A 14,641-nucleotide genomic window follows, 5' to 3' on the forward strand; every position below is an offset into this window, starting at 1 on the left:
TACTTACTTAATGATTTTTGAGTTGTTAATGATGGCGGCCAGTGCTGCCCATTATTACCTGGTTGGGTCCATCCAATTGCCCTACTCAACCCGTTGTAATTTCAACCTGATAGGGAATGCTTAATAGCAAGTGAAATGGGTCAGGCGACAGGTGACAGGGTTAAAGAGCGCTGTCAGCTTTGGTTTGTGCCTATGCTTTACCCTACCCCTTGCGAGTAATGCTATAAACACAGGTCTTGAAGTAATGTAAAAATAGGGTTCAAGAATCACAACATTGCAAAAATTGCCCCAATTGTTTTAGCAAGAGTGATTCACAAAAATCTGCTGTATGAAGGTAGCAACCCTCTCGTACAAAAAATTAATATTTACCCCGGTTCGAGATAGCTTATTTGTATTTTTCTATACTATAGTTAAGCTAATGCAAAGAAGATTATTTCTCTGATACCCGATACAGGTCTAAGCTCCTTTGCATCTTTTGTAATGATTTGAGGGCTATGCTGGACCGAAACTGCCACTGGCACCCCTTGTTCTCGGAACCACAGCGCTGCCCTCACTCACTAAAACGTGAATGTTAGCGAGGTTCAGGTCAGCGTGGGTCAGCATCCCCTCAATCAGTTAAGGCGCTATGACGCAAGCGCTATTTCCCGGTACTACCGTTACCGTCCCTGGAAAGCCCTTTGGCGATCGCTTCAAATTGTTCTTTCCTTTGCTGGTTTTTTCATTGGGCTTAAGCTAGACACCTGGCAGAATCGGGAAGAGCAGAATCGTTTAAGGCGAGCAGCGCAACTACGTGAAACCCTTACTCGCCTGGGTCCGACTTTTATCAAAGTGGGGCAGGCACTCTCAACTCGGCCAGATCTGATACGAAAAGACTTTTTGGATGAGCTAGTAAAGCTGCAAGATCAGCTTCCCCCATTTCCAACAGAGATTGCTTTCAGCATTATTGAGCGAGAACTCGATCGCTCCGTAGACGAAGTTTATAGCCAGATTTCACCTGAGCCAGTAGCGGCAGCGAGTCTGGGACAGGTTTATCGTGCCCGCCTTTACAGTGGGGAAGAAGTAGCCGTCAAGGTTCAGCGCCCTAACCTTCTGCCCTTACTGACGCTGGATCTTTACCTGCTGCGTTGGGCAGCAAGCTGGATGGCTCCCTGGTTACCTTTGAATCTGGGACACGATTTGACGTTGGTGGTAGACGAGTTTGGCACCAAGCTATTTGAGGAAATTGACTACCTTAACGAAGCCAGGAATGCGGAGAAATTTGCCACCAATTTTCGCAATGACCCAACGGTTAAGGTACCAGCTATTTATTGGCGGTACAGTAGCCAGCGAGTGCTGACTCTGGAATGGATTCACGGCTTCAAGTTAACGGATGTAGAGCGAATTCGGGAAGCGGGTTTAGATAGTAATGCTCTGATTGAAATTGGGGTCACTTCCGGGCTGAGGCAGCTTTTAGAGTTTGGTTTTTTCCACGCCGATCCCCATCCCGGTAACCTGTTTGCCATGGCCCCCCACTGCAATGTTGATGGGAGCCGGGGCTCTGCCAATCAGATGTCCGCCCAAATGGCCTACATCGACTTTGGCATGATGGACCAGTTGGAAGAATCGGCAAAGGAAACGCTGGTGGATGCGGTTGTCCACCTGATAAACAAAGACTATAAAGAATTGGCCCAGGACTTTGTTAAATTAGGGTTTTTGACCCCAGATACCGATATTTGCCCGATTATTCCTGCCCTGGAAGAGGTGCTTGGCAATGTGATGGGCAGAAATGTTCGGGATTTCAACTTCAAGACGATCACTGATCGATTCTCAGAGTTGATGTATGAGTATCCATTCCGTCTGCCTGCCAAGTTTGCCCTGATCATTCGCTCGTTGGTGACCCAGGAAGGTTTGGCTCTTACTTTGAATCCAGAGTTCAAAATTGTAGATGTTGCCTATCCCTACGTCGCCAAGCGCCTCCTGAAGGGAGAGTCACCTCAGCTTAGACGTCGTTTAATTGAAGTCCTGTTCAAGGATGGTAAGTTCCAGTGGCAGCGATTGGAGAACTTGATTGCGATCGCCCGCACCGATGATCGGTTTGATTTGTTACCCACCGCCCAACTGGGTCTTCAGTATCTCCTTTCCGATGAAGGAAAGTATCTGAGACGGCAACTGCTGATTGCGCTAACAGAGGACGATCGCCTCCATACCGCCGAAGTTCAGCGTCTATGGGATCTGATTAAAGACGATTTGCAACCCGCGCGGTTATTTAACGCTGCGATCGGCGCATTAGCCGGAATATCCAGCTCCCGATCTTCCACTTTGATCCCTTCCGCCTTAGCATTTATTAACAAGGGTGTTTGAGGGAAGTTGTCAGTTATTAATTGTTTCAGTTGTTAGTGGTTAGTGAAGCAAGGAGTGAGAAAGTTTTGAATTTTGAGTCAAGGCGAAAGGAGTTAAGCATTACCTAACTCCTGACTTCTGAATCCTGGATTCTTTTTTCTTCTTTCTTTCTTCTTCCTTCCTCCTTCCTCTCCCCCATCATCTTCCATTGAGGACTTTCTGGTGTATAACGATCCTCCTTATTTTTTGCTAGTTGCGGGTTTGCTGGTTAGCCTCACTTCTGGAGCGGCGTTTGATGCGGTGTTGAAACAGTCTGTTAGGGACTGGCAGAAAAACCGTTCGACGCGATCGCTGGCAAATTTACGGGGAATGCAGCTTCTGGTACCGTTTCTGGGAATTGCCGCTGGAGTCTGCCTTTTTCTGTCATCTGGTGTGGAGATCTTTGGGTTTCCGACTAAGCTGGCTTATGCCATTTCAATTCCACTCACCCTCTTTATTGGATGGTTAGTCTGGTTGCAATTAGGTAAGATTCTGGTTCAGCTAGAGCGGGGCGGTTCCAAAGCTCTAGATCTAGACCCCTGGGGTTAATCATCCTGGGGTTAATCAGTTTACTGGCTTCGGCCTGCCTGTGCTTTCTTCAACTGTTGATCAGCTTTCTGCGCCCATTGAGAATTGCCTTGCCTGGTATACAAATCTCTGGCATATTTCAAAACTTGCTGGGCATCCTTGAACTTTCCCTGACGCATAAACACCAGCCCGGCGGCGTAGTAGGAATTGGCATAGTTGGAGTTCGCTTCGGCTGAACGCCGGAATGACTTTAATGCTCCTTCTAAATCTCCCTCACGAAACTGGATTGAGCCAATATTGTAATGAGCTTCCGGATAATTTGGGGTGATTTTGATAGCCTGCTCAAAGGCTGCCTTTGCTTCCCTGGTTTTGCCCTGCTGCAAATACACCATCCCAATGTGATAGGCGGGTTCAGGGGCGGTGGGGGTTAGCTGCATCGCTTTCTTAAAGGATGCAATCGCCTGGTCATAGGCACGTTGGTTTTCATAGACCAGCCCCAGATTATAGTGGGCTAAGCCCATTTTGGGGTCGAGCTGAATTGCCCGTTGCAAATAATCTTTTGCCTGATTCAGGTTATTGCCTTCTAGCAGGGCTGCACCCAGGTTGGCGTAGGCCAGAGCAAATTTAGGATCTGCCTGGGTTGCCTGATAGAAAGAATTGGCGGATTCCTGGAGTCTACCCTTCTGGCGCAGAGCCAATCCCAAATTGTAGTGAGCCGCTGCCATGCGGGGGGCAATTTGGGTCGCTTGTTGAAAGGATGCGATCGCAAGATCGAGGTTGCCCTGTTGAATGTATTGCAACCCCTGGCTAATAGCCGCTTCGGCGGATTTATTAGCCTGTGCAATCTGAACCGGATTCGCCAGACCTGCGAAACTGGCCACGGGGACTGCTAGCAAGCTACCGCTCAGCAGCAGAATACCAATTCCCTGCTTTAGCAAAGGGAGCGGTAAAACTTTGGGGTGCGATCGACCGTGTTGCGTGTGCATTTGCTATTGAGTACTGAATCCAGGTTAGAAAAATTCCCCGCTATTCTAGCGGAATCATTCTCAAACCAAACACAGTAGATCAGTTAATTAATTTATAGCTGTCGCCAGGTTGCTCAGGAAGGGGTGTAGGGTGGAACCCCTACACCCTTCCCGAGCCTAGTGGCTATAGCTATATCTGATGCAGGGAGACGGGGCGAGGCTGAGTTTTGACCTCACCCCCTCACCCCATCTACTCCCTATTTCCCACTCCCTCACTCTTACGCTTTCGCCAGATGCCGATGCCTAATCCAATAATTCCTGGCAACAGAGCAGGGGTGGGAACTGCGGCAGGCTGAAAGGTGGGAAAATCGTCGGAGGGGCCAAAGGAGCCAATTCCACTGGCATTGTAGGTGGTGGCATTTGTTTTAACAAAGAAAAAGCGTGTGCTTTCTCCCGCCGCCAGGGTGAAGGGGCTGAAAAGAAACTCGACGGTGCTGCCATCGGCAGAACGATTCGCGGTTAAGGGCGGAATGATACCCAGACCGTCGATTCTAAAGTCTACATCCGTTGAGAATCCGGCAAAGGAGGCTCGACGGGCAGAAATATGATCAGATGGATCTCCAATGGTAATAGCGGCATTGCTATCATTCCTCAACCGCCAGTAGAAGTCGAGGGTACCGTCGATGTTGGATCGGACGATTCGGTCCTGGAGTGTGAGCCCTGTTCCGATGCTTCGCAGCACATCTTCGATCACGATTCCACCCAGTTCAGGTCTGGCTGCAAAGGTCGTTCCGCTCAGGGGAACACTGCTTCCAGCGGTTAAGTTTACGGCCTGGGCGATCGGGGTAAATACGGTAAAACTGCCTACAGTCGTGCATGCTACTAATACAGTGCAAATGCTCAAGTCGTACCTGGTTTTCTGGTTCATGACAATCTCCTTTGGTCGAGCGACTGGACTGGTATGATGCCCCTTTTGAGTGCTGTAGATGCTCCAAAACAGGGAAGAGATAGCTCATCTGACTCCCCTACCGGATCTCCTGGAAGTTTGGTGATAAGCGAGCCTATGACCAAAACAAAATCGATATTCCATAGGTTTTGTTTGAGATGAAAGAGTAACGTAAGCTACTCAGCAAGCTGGAAGGACCCACCTGCCTGGGTTTAAGCAGTGAATGGTAGGGGGCAGGTGAAGGAAGGATTTGCATCTCGCTCTAGGTAACTGTCAGGAGAGGGGCCAGAATTTACGCGTCTTCCGCAAAACTTGAAGAAAATCCTGGGGAACCTTACAGAAACTTTGAAAGCACTTACAGAAACTTTGAAAGCAACAGACGACGGGCAACAGGGGCGTTGCTGAAAAGCAGTATGAATCGAAACGAAGCTTCGAGCATACAGCACCTATTTCATACCCAAATTCAGCAACGCCGGTAACAGGTAAGAGGGTGGAGGGGTGTACTCCCTCACACTTCCCCATTCTGGCTTCTGGCTCCTGACTCCTTTCTTCCCTCTTCCTTCTTTCTTCTTCCTACGAAGTGACATGGGCGATCGCTCCGTATCGTTTCCGTTCTGGTTTGAAATAAATGGTGACGCAGCTTAATTAATGTTTAACTCTTCCTTAAGACAAACGGGAGTTTTTGAGGGCAGCGAATTGGACAGCTCGACAATCAAATCTACTGATCCCAGTTATCTGGGATACCAAATGACTGGCTGGAAAATGGGTCGGCAGATAACTGTGAAAACAGGTTCAGCCAGGCAATTGTCGTTTAGCTAATTTGCTGGCGAGGAACATATGAGTGAAAAAGTGTTATCGGGCTCCCGAAACGTGGCGATCGTGGGTCCCTACTTGAGTGGAAAAACTACGCTCCTGGAAAGCATCCTGTCGGTTACTGGAGCCATCACCCGAAAAGGCAGAGTGCAGGACAAAAATACGGTTGGTGATAGTGCCCAGGAAGCCCGCGATCGCCAAATGACTGTGGAAATCAACGCCGCCAGCACCGAGTATGGCGGCGTTCGTTTTACATTTTTAGACTGTCCTGGTTCGATTGAATTTATCCAGGAAACCTATAACGCCCTCATTGGTGTGGATGCGGTTGTGATTGTCTGTGAACCTGTAGCCGATCGCGTCCTTACCCTGTCTCCTGTCTTCAAGTTTTTGGATGACTGGCAAATTCCCCATCTGGTCTTCATCAATAAAATGGACCGGGCAGATGTAGACTTTATGGATGTTTTGAAAGCGCTGAAATCTGTTTCTAGTCGTCCCCTGGTGGCGCATCAGTATCCCATCGGGCAGGGTGAAAAGCTAGTTGGCTTCATTGATCTGGTTACAGAGCAAGCCTATCACTACCATCCCGGTGCCCCCGCTGACCCCGTGCCTCTACCAGAATCGCTGCGAGAGCGAGAAAAAGCCGCCCGCAATGAAATGCTAGAAACCCTGGCGGAATTTGATGACCACCTGCTGGAGGAGCTTTTAGAAGACATTGCCCCCCCCCAGGAAGAGATTTTCCAGGATTTGAAAATGGAACTGGGGGCCGACCAGATTGTGCCCGTCTTCATTGGTGTGACTGACCAGGACTATGGGGTACGACCGTTGCTGGAAGCCCTCCTGCGGGAAGCTCCTGAACCTGAAGTGACGGCTGAAAATCGAGGCGTCACCCTGAGTGGCAGCGCTCCTCTGGCTCAGGTTTTGAAAACTTACTATACCCCCCAGGGCGGGAAGCTCTCTCTGGTACGCATCTGGCGGGGTAAACTCACAGATGGTATGACGCTGAATGGAGTCCGTGTGGGTGGTATTTACCGCCTCATGGGTTCTCAACAACAGAGCCTGAACAGTGCTGAAGCTGGAGAGATTGTGGCATTGGGTCGCATGGAAGGGATTAAGACAGGCGATACGCTGACAACCGATCCTTCTTCCATAAGTGAGTTGCCAAAAGCAGAACATTTAGCGCCGGTATTTGCATTGGCGATCGCCGCCGAAGCCCGCAGTGACGAAGTCAAACTTAGCAGTGCGATGGCGAAGTTGTTAGAAGAAGACCCCTCCTTGGCCTGGGAACAACATGGAGACACCCACGAAGTGATCCTCTGGGGGCAGGGAGATATCCATCTCCAGGTTGCGCTTGATCGCCTGCGGCGTAAGTACAACCTGCCCATGACCACCCATCTGCCTCAAATTCCTTACAAGGAAACCATTCGCAAACCCGCTTCTTCAATCCACGGGCGCTATAAGCGGCAAACTGGAGGACACGGGCAGTTTGGTGATGTTTACCTGGACATCAAACCCCTCCCCCGTGGCGAAGGCTTCAGCTTCCACGAAACCATTGTTGGAGGAGTTGTGCCCCGCCAGTACATTCCAGCCGTGGAAAATGGAGTGCGAGAATACCTGGTTCACGGTCCTCTGGGCTTTCCAGTTGTGGATGTGGATGTCACCCTGACGAATGGCTCCTATCATTCGGTCGATAGCTCAGAGCAGGCATTCAAGCAGGCCGCCCGGATTGCCATGCAAGAAGGACTGGTGAAATGCCAGCCCATTTTGCTAGAGCCAATCCTGAACGTCACGGTTTCAGTGCCATCGGATTTCACCTCGAAGGTACTGCGATTAGTCAGCGGTCGGCGGGGGCAGATTCTCGGTTATGATGCCAAACCTGATTGGTCTGGTTGGGACCAGGTAGTAGCCCAAATTCCCCAGGCAGAAATGCATGACCTGATTGTAGAGTTACGTTCTCAGACGATGGGTGTTGGTTTCTTCCACTGGGAATACGACCATCTCCAGGAAGTTCCAGAAAAACTGGCTGAACGGGTTCTCGCCACCAATGGTGGAAATGGGAATGGAAATCATAAGTAGCCATCCCAGACACGTACAGCAATATCCATAAATTGCGGAGCTAGGGGAGAAGAAAGGGGAGAGGGGTTAGATGACCTTCACTTCTCTCTCCTTTCTCCTCTCAAGCTGGGTTTGCTAGACATGATGATATAGCGATAGTCGGCTTTGCTGAAAAGTAGTATGAATCGAAACTTCGTTTCGATTCATACTACTTTTCAGCAAAGCCACAAAATGTAAGGACGAATCCATTGTACGTAGGTTTCTTCCGTGCGGTAGGCATAGTGCCTGAGACGAATCTCATCCCGCAGCTGATCCAGCAATTTTAAGGCGGTGGTTGCACAGGAAACAGGTAAATATACTGTGTATTTATAGTACATACGATCTCCTCATAAGGACTCTGAAAATATGCGGAAAGATTCTCGCGAATCAGTTTAAGCGGCGTATTATAGCAGTAGTCATTATGGTTAGGACGGGGTGCAGGGGTTCCACCCCTGGCTGGGGGCTTCGCCCCCACTCCCTCTCTAATTCCAATGTCCTAACGCACCTGAGTAGAGCTATAAAGCTGGGCCTAGATCAGCCGAAATGGACCTTGGGGTAACAGTGAATCCATACCGAACCGCTTTGGTACTGTGACAGAAAAATAAGTTGCACATTGACAATCTCTTATAAGCCTCCACACGTAAAAATAATCGATTAACTGTTTTTTCAGGTTACGTAGAAGAATATACTTTTACGAAGTACAAATCCTAGGTGTTTATTGAAGCTTTATACAATCTTTACCCCTGCTAGAGGATTTCAACTAGACCAACCATTAGATTGCCTCTATTGCTTACAGGGCTATCCTCTATACGTTTAAGAGGATTATCTTTGTGGATTCAAAAAGCATCCCCGAAAAGGGGTAATTTGTCAGTCAACAACACTTGTTACATTTTCAACCTGATCTAAGGGATACTACTTAGAGTTCAGCAAGTACCTTCGCCAGAGCATAGAGTTACGCTAACGTCTTCATCAGCTCTTTAAGTCCGTTCCTGGTGTTGACGAAAGCTTATAAATTTTTAGTAAAGTGGACGCTTGAACACAGAGGGATCGAAGTATCAAAGCTATTCTCTTAACTTGAGAATAATTGGGCTATTCCCCACGTCCGCTCATTTCTGCTTATGTACAGGTTGAAACCAGAAATTTTTCAGAATAGGGTAAGAGCTACCTGGAATACCCTAAGAGATTTATTCTGGCCTTTAGTAGGCGTCGAACAGACTTAAATCTGCGGAATCAAACTGTAGCATTGGCTCCAGGCAAGTTTAATAGCTGTTTCTACCGTATTCTTTCTGAGAAGTATTAGCCTCTCGTTGAGAAGCGGCCTTGAAAGAATCTGAAGGTTAAGATCTATCCCTAATTGAGTAGTAATTTCAGCATGTTGAAGTATCTTTCTAAGTTTTTGTACATCACCGCGGAAAGAAAAAGTAGATTACTCTTTCTTCTTTGTCTATTTCTAACAACTGGAATTTTAGATGCAGTTGGAATTGGATTGATTGGACCATTTATAGCGCTGGCAAATGAACCACAAACAATTCGTCAAAATACTTTACTAAATTGGGCTTACATTCAATCAGGCTTATCTTCAGAAGCTATTTTTATATCTCTGTTAGGTTTATGTATATTAGGCGTCTTTTATCTCAAATCATTTTCATTTTTTTGGGTTCAAAAATATATTTATAAGTTCAGCTATAGTTTACAAGCGAGTTTGCGATTGAGGCTGCTGCGCTCTTACCTGACAGTTCCTTACACATTTCATTTGAGTAGGAGTAGTCCTGGTTTAATTCAAAATATACTTGAAGAAACCTCCAACTTTTGTCAGGCTGTAGCAATTCCTCTTCTCAATTCTATTTCTAATGCAATTGTTATTTTAATTATATTTCTACTGCTAGCGAAAACGAATGCCCTAGCGACTCTAGCTGTTCTAGTTATTCCCCTACTTGCATTTTTTCCCTACTATCATTTCAGGCAGAAAATTGAGTATTGGGGTAGGGAGGGTTCTAAAGCAAGTGCTGAAATGGTTCGTGTGGTTAATCACAGCTTGGGCGGTATTAAGGAAACAAGAGTAATTGGCTGCGAAGCTTTCTTTGAACAGCAAATGGAGCAACAGGTTGAGCGGCAAGCTAATGCTTCGTATCAGTTTTCTACCTTTAAGCTCCTACCTCGAATTATGATCGAGGTTCTTGTGATTACGTTTCTGGTTGTCCTAACCTCCATTTTCCTCTTCAGTCAATCAAGCCAGAACTTTATTTCTGTTCTGGGTATATTTGCGATGGCATCAATTCGCTTGATGCCATCGATCAATTATTTCACGTCTATATTTGGAGTTCTTCGATACTCTAGCTACACCGTTGACAAACTTTACTTTGACTTGAAGGAACTTGAGGAGCAAAGGGCTGAAAAGCATCTACTTTCTGTGGTTGAAGCAGGTGTAGATAGACCACGTCAGCTTAAGCAATATTGTGACGACCAAGTAGTGTCTTTTACTAAGGACATTACGATCCAGAACTTGTCATATCGTTACCCAGATACGCCTGAACCTGCGCTTCGGAGTATTTCTTTAAAGATCAAGAAAGGTCAGTCAATTGGATTAATCGGAAAGTCTGGAGCAGGTAAGACGACTCTAGTAGATGTCATTTTGGGTTTATTAAAACCAGAAAGTGGAGATATCTTAGTTGATGGGGCTTCCATTTACAGTAATTTGCGGGCCTGGCAAAATCTGCTGGGTTACATTCCTCAATCCATCTTCCTGGCCGAAGACACCATAGAGAGGAACATTGCCTTTGGAGTTCCAGATGAGCTGATTGACTCAAAAAAAATGGAAGAGGCCATTCAGGCAGCCCAGTTAACCGAACTCGTTAAGTCTCTTCCAGATGGAATCAAAACTTCTATTGGTGAACGAGGAGTACGTCTCTCTGGCGGCCAAAGACAGCGGATTGGGATTGCCAGAGTCCTCTATCACGGTAGGGAAATTTTAGTTCTAGATGAAGCAACCGCTGCCCTTGACAATGAGACGGAAAGCCTTGTCAGTGAGGCGATTCAATCTCTCAGTGGTCGTCAGACGTTGATCATTATTGCTCATCGTCTGACAACCATCGAGAAATGCGACTGCATTTATGTTGTAGATAAAGGACGCATTGTGAGATCCGGTAGCTACAAGGAAGTTGTCCCGGTGGCCCCAAATAACCGCTAGTCCGTCGCCACCATGAAGGCGCTTTCGCAAAGGGATTGCTTTGAGAAGGCCGATTACTTTGGATAATTTCTCTCCATTATCTTGGACCCACTCTACAACCAATTAGGATATTAGGATAGGAAATGCCTAAGATTGTTTATGATTATCAAGTATTTTGCTGGCAGCGGTATGGTGGCATTTCACGATATATCTATGAACTGGCAAATCGGCTTTCAGAAAAGGAAGATTATGATGTTAAAGTTCTGGCAATGGCTTATGTCAATGAGTATCTTAAAAAGTCTAAGCCTGGATTAGTTATTGGTTTTCCAGTTCCAAAAATCAGGAAAACTGGAACAATTATTAGAACTTTTAATATCTATACCTCTAAGGCCTGGCTATACTCCAACCCACCCGATATCGTTCATGAAACTTTCTTTAATCTCAAACAGGTAGCTCCTAAAAAGAGCAAGGTTGTTGTTACAGTCTATGATATGCTCCAGGAAAAGTTTCCTGAATTTTTTCCAGAATATAAAACTCCCCAAGAAAGAGCCGAAACAGTTAAGCGAGCAGACCATGTCATCTGTATTTCAGAAAATACAAAAAAAGACTTGCTTGAGCTTGTGAACATTGATCCTCACAAAGTTTCAGTGGTACATCTTGCGCCTTCTTTTAATCCGGTTTATGAGGAGGAATCTGAGAAAGTAGTTCCTGAACCTTATATTCTCTATGTGGGCGATCGCCCAAATTACAAAAACTTTCACAGACTTCTACAAGCCTACGCAAGTTCTCCTAAACTCAGTCAGCATTTTAAGTTAGTTTGTTTTGGAGGAAAGCCCTTTTCTGCCCAAGAGCTGGAAACTTTCGCTGCACTCGAAATTCCAGAAGGATGGGTAATCCATACTTCTGGCAATGATTCAGTCTTAGCAAAGTACTACCGCGGAGCATCCATTTTTGTCTATCCATCACTTTATGAGGGATTTGGAATTCCCCCCTTAGAAGCAATGTCCCTTGGTTGTCCGGTTGCCTGTAGCAACACAAGCTCTATGCCTGAAGTAGCTGGTAATGCAGCCGAGTACTTTGATCCCTATGATCTCGATAGCATTGCTGAGGCTTTAGAGGCTGTTTTATACTCCTTGGAAAGATCGAGGAAACTGATTAGTCTTGGTCTGGAAAGAGTGAACCACTTTTCCTGGAAGCTTTGTGCTGAGAAAACTGCTCAAGTTTACTCATCCCTACTCTAACTTTCATCAATATAAGGCTATTTTATGACTAAAGTTTTCCTTATCTGCCCAGGGCTGGGGCGAATACAAAGAGGGTACGAATCTTTCACGCGAGAGTGTTTTGATGCACTCGTCAACGAACCCTTGATCGACATTACGCTCTTTAAAGGGGGAGGAGAACCTGCCGAAAGAGAAGTTGTCTTAAAGATTTTGCCAAAGGAAGGGCAAATCGCAAAGCAGTTGAGTCACTTAACGCAAAAAGTCGGAATGATTACCAGAGGGCATCGGGGTTACGACGCTTACTACATTGAACAGGCTTCATTCGTTCTTAGCCTTCTGCCTCATATTCAGCGGGAAAAACCAGACGTTATTTACTTCAGTGATCAGAGCCTAGGAGATTTGCTGAGCATTTGGCGAACGCTAACTAAGCAGCGCTATAAGCTTTTATTCTGCGATGGTGCGCCAATGTCACCCTACGCGCCCCGCTGCGATCATATACAACATTTAGCCCCAATTTACTTGCAGAAGGCTTTAGACAAGGGCTGCTCTCCTATTAGTCAAAGCCTTATTCCCTATGGACTCAATATTTCTCCTGACTTTCAGCCATTGACGCCATCTGAAAAAGAATTACTCAGAAAGAAGCTTGGACTACCCGAAACCTTCCCATTGGTTCTATCAGTTGCTGCAATTAACAAATATCACAAACGTGCAGATTATTTAATTAAAGAGGTGGCTAGCTTACCAGAACCGAGACCCTACCTTTTACTGGTAGGCCAGCAAGATTCAGAATCACGAGAGGTGATTGAACTTGGAAACAAATTTTTAGGGCGAACTGGTTTTGAGGCTAGAACTGTACCTTATCGAGAAGTAGCAAATTATTACAAAATTGCAGATTGTTTTGTTTTGGCTTCTTTATCAGAAGGCTTGCCAAGAGTTCTAATTGAAGCAATGGCCTGTGGTTTACCTTGTCTGGCTCATGATTACGACGTTCCTCGTTTCATTCTAGGGGAAGAGGGCTATTTTGCCGATTTTACCCAATCAGGAACGTTAGCGACATTAATTACCGAAGTTCTTCAAGAGAACAAGGAAGATGCTTCTAAGCGTATTGTTCGTCATCTTAGTGCCTATGAGCGCTTCAGTTGGGAGAAGCTTCGTCCATCTTATGTCGAGATGATTCATACTTGTGTTAAGTCAAGTTAATTCTGACTAATTTATTTCTAGATTATTACAGTAAAAACATGAATGATGTATTCAGAAATTATATTCTTGAAGAAAAAATTTTACTTGAAAATCCCATCTTCCTACACCTATCTCTAATAGCTGTTTTTAGTATTCTGCTTTTATCAACTCTCAGAAAATCTTCTGCTGAAAAACCACTATCGATTCAACAAACCAATCAGGCAAAAGGTTTGGCAATCATTATTGTCATTATTCATCATATTTGCGTTTTTGTTCTAAACGATCCAACACCTCTACTACCCTTATGTCGAATTGGATTTGTTGGTGTCAGTGTCTTCCTCATTCTTTCTGGATTTGGTTTAGCAATCTCTTTAGAAAGGAATGGAGTTAACCAGTTTTTTTACAAAAGATTTATTAGAGTTTATTTGCCGTATGTTCTAGCTACACTTCTGGAACTAGGTTTACGCTACTCGCTCTTGCAGCAGCAGCCAAAGCTTATTGACGTTGCTAGCTTGCTTGGCATAACGAATGTAGACAGAACGATGTGGTTCATACAATTTATACTTTTCTGGTACTGCATCCTGTATCTCATATATAAACTGAGCTTTTCACAATCTATTAAAATTGTTGCTCTATTTTTTGTCTCCCTACTTCTAATTGCCAATCCTCAAGTTCCAGACAGAAATTGGTATGTTAATATCTTTAGCTTTCCAGTCGGTTACTGGTTGGGCCTTCATGCCAAATCTCTAACTTATCAAATTGGTCTTCTGCTGAATCGCAGAAGACCAATGATTTTTCTTGTAGTAGGTTTGTCTTTTTTTTCGTTGGCCGCATTTGCTTATAAAGAGCATATTTTATTTAGCCTATCGATTTATCTAATTGCCTCTCTCATAATCACTCTCTATCTCTTTCAGTCTACAAAAAGAGCTGTTTCTATAATTTCTCTAGATTCCTTCCTTAGAGAAGAAATGAATTGGTTTAACTTTGAAACAGCCTGCTTTCTTTTCTTAATTGTCATACTCTATTTCGGTTACTTTGGTTTACCTCTCAGACCTGAATTCTCTAAAGATGTTCTATATAGTATTTTTGCCGTGTTTTCTGGATTAGGCATTGTAGCCACCATTTCTTTGCTAGCGAAATGGAATCTCTACTCTCAATTTCTGGACTTTATAGGTGGTATTTCTTTTGAACTTTATCTTTTTCATGGAATGTTCATGTATACGTTTGATCTCATCCTGTTTAGAGGCAACCTTGCCATTACCTTCTTTATTTACTTCGGATTTATCTGCTTAATCAGTATCTTGTTTCAAAAGCTTATGGCTTGTCTCTTTAAGCTGATTCCACCAAGCTGGGCCACCAGGAGATGAGCCTTGAT

Annotated in this window: 10 protein-coding genes; 7 read left to right on the plus strand and 3 right to left on the minus strand. The window is 45.3% G+C overall.

Annotated features, from left to right (window positions below; all coding sequences use genetic code 11):
* Nucleotides 1–564: 564 nt before the first annotated feature.
* The gene (locus P4D80_RS06785) at nucleotides 565–2,340 is read left to right on the plus strand and encodes an ABC1 kinase family protein (RefSeq protein ID WP_421658214.1); all 1,776 of its coding nucleotides are present in this window, start codon (nucleotides 565–567) and stop codon (nucleotides 2,338–2,340) included.
* A gap of 201 nt (nucleotides 2,341–2,541) precedes the next feature.
* Complete coding sequence (locus P4D80_RS06790; protein ID WP_421658216.1) at nucleotides 2,542–2,907, plus strand: hypothetical protein; 366 nt, start codon at nucleotides 2,542–2,544, stop codon at nucleotides 2,905–2,907.
* Nucleotides 2,908–2,927: 20 nt separating this feature from the next.
* Here the strand turns inward: P4D80_RS06790 and P4D80_RS06795 are convergent, their stop codons facing one another.
* Entirely contained in the window at nucleotides 2,928–3,872 is a 945-nt protein-coding gene (locus P4D80_RS06795; protein ID WP_421658217.1) for a tetratricopeptide repeat protein, read from the minus strand.
* A gap of 229 nt (nucleotides 3,873–4,101) precedes the next feature.
* Complete coding sequence (locus P4D80_RS06800) at nucleotides 4,102–4,779, minus strand: PTPA-CTERM sorting domain-containing protein (protein WP_421658218.1); 678 nt, start codon at nucleotides 4,777–4,779, stop codon at nucleotides 4,102–4,104.
* Between the two features lie 855 nt (nucleotides 4,780–5,634).
* Here P4D80_RS06800 and P4D80_RS06805 point away from each other — a divergent pair.
* Complete coding sequence (locus P4D80_RS06805; RefSeq protein ID WP_421658219.1) at nucleotides 5,635–7,683, plus strand: elongation factor G; 2,049 nt, start codon at nucleotides 5,635–5,637, stop codon at nucleotides 7,681–7,683.
* Between the two features lie 194 nt (nucleotides 7,684–7,877).
* Here the strand turns inward: P4D80_RS06805 and P4D80_RS06810 are convergent, their stop codons facing one another.
* Nucleotides 7,878–8,039, minus strand: a complete 162-nt coding sequence (locus tag P4D80_RS06810; RefSeq protein WP_421658220.1) for a phage integrase N-terminal SAM-like domain-containing protein — start codon at nucleotides 8,037–8,039, stop codon at nucleotides 7,878–7,880.
* A 1,034-nt stretch (nucleotides 8,040–9,073) separates the two neighbouring features.
* On the opposite strand from P4D80_RS06810, the gene P4D80_RS06815 reads away from it, so the two are divergent.
* The 4 genes from P4D80_RS06815 to P4D80_RS06830 all read left to right on the plus strand — a co-directional run bounded on the left by P4D80_RS06815 (nucleotide 9,074) and on the right by P4D80_RS06830 (nucleotide 14,633).
* On the plus strand, nucleotides 9,074–10,888 hold the full coding sequence (locus P4D80_RS06815) for an ABC transporter ATP-binding protein (protein ID WP_421658221.1): 1,815 nt from the start codon (nucleotides 9,074–9,076) through the stop codon (nucleotides 10,886–10,888).
* A 122-nt stretch (nucleotides 10,889–11,010) separates the two neighbouring features.
* On the plus strand, nucleotides 11,011–12,108 hold the full coding sequence (locus P4D80_RS06820) for a glycosyltransferase family 4 protein (protein WP_421658222.1): 1,098 nt from the start codon (nucleotides 11,011–11,013) through the stop codon (nucleotides 12,106–12,108).
* A 123-nt stretch (nucleotides 12,109–12,231) separates the two neighbouring features.
* Complete coding sequence (locus P4D80_RS06825) at nucleotides 12,232–13,287, plus strand: glycosyltransferase family 4 protein (protein ID WP_421658223.1); 1,056 nt, start codon at nucleotides 12,232–12,234, stop codon at nucleotides 13,285–13,287.
* Between the two features lie 38 nt (nucleotides 13,288–13,325).
* Entirely contained in the window at nucleotides 13,326–14,633 is a 1,308-nt protein-coding gene (locus tag P4D80_RS06830) for an acyltransferase family protein (RefSeq protein WP_421658224.1), read from the plus strand.
* The last annotated feature ends 8 nt before the right edge of the window (nucleotides 14,634–14,641 follow it).

Source organism: Leptothermofonsia sp. ETS-13, from assembly GCF_049200465.1.
In the GTDB taxonomy this organism is placed as follows: Bacteria; Cyanobacteriota; Cyanobacteriia; order Leptolyngbyales; family Leptolyngbyaceae; genus Leptothermofonsia.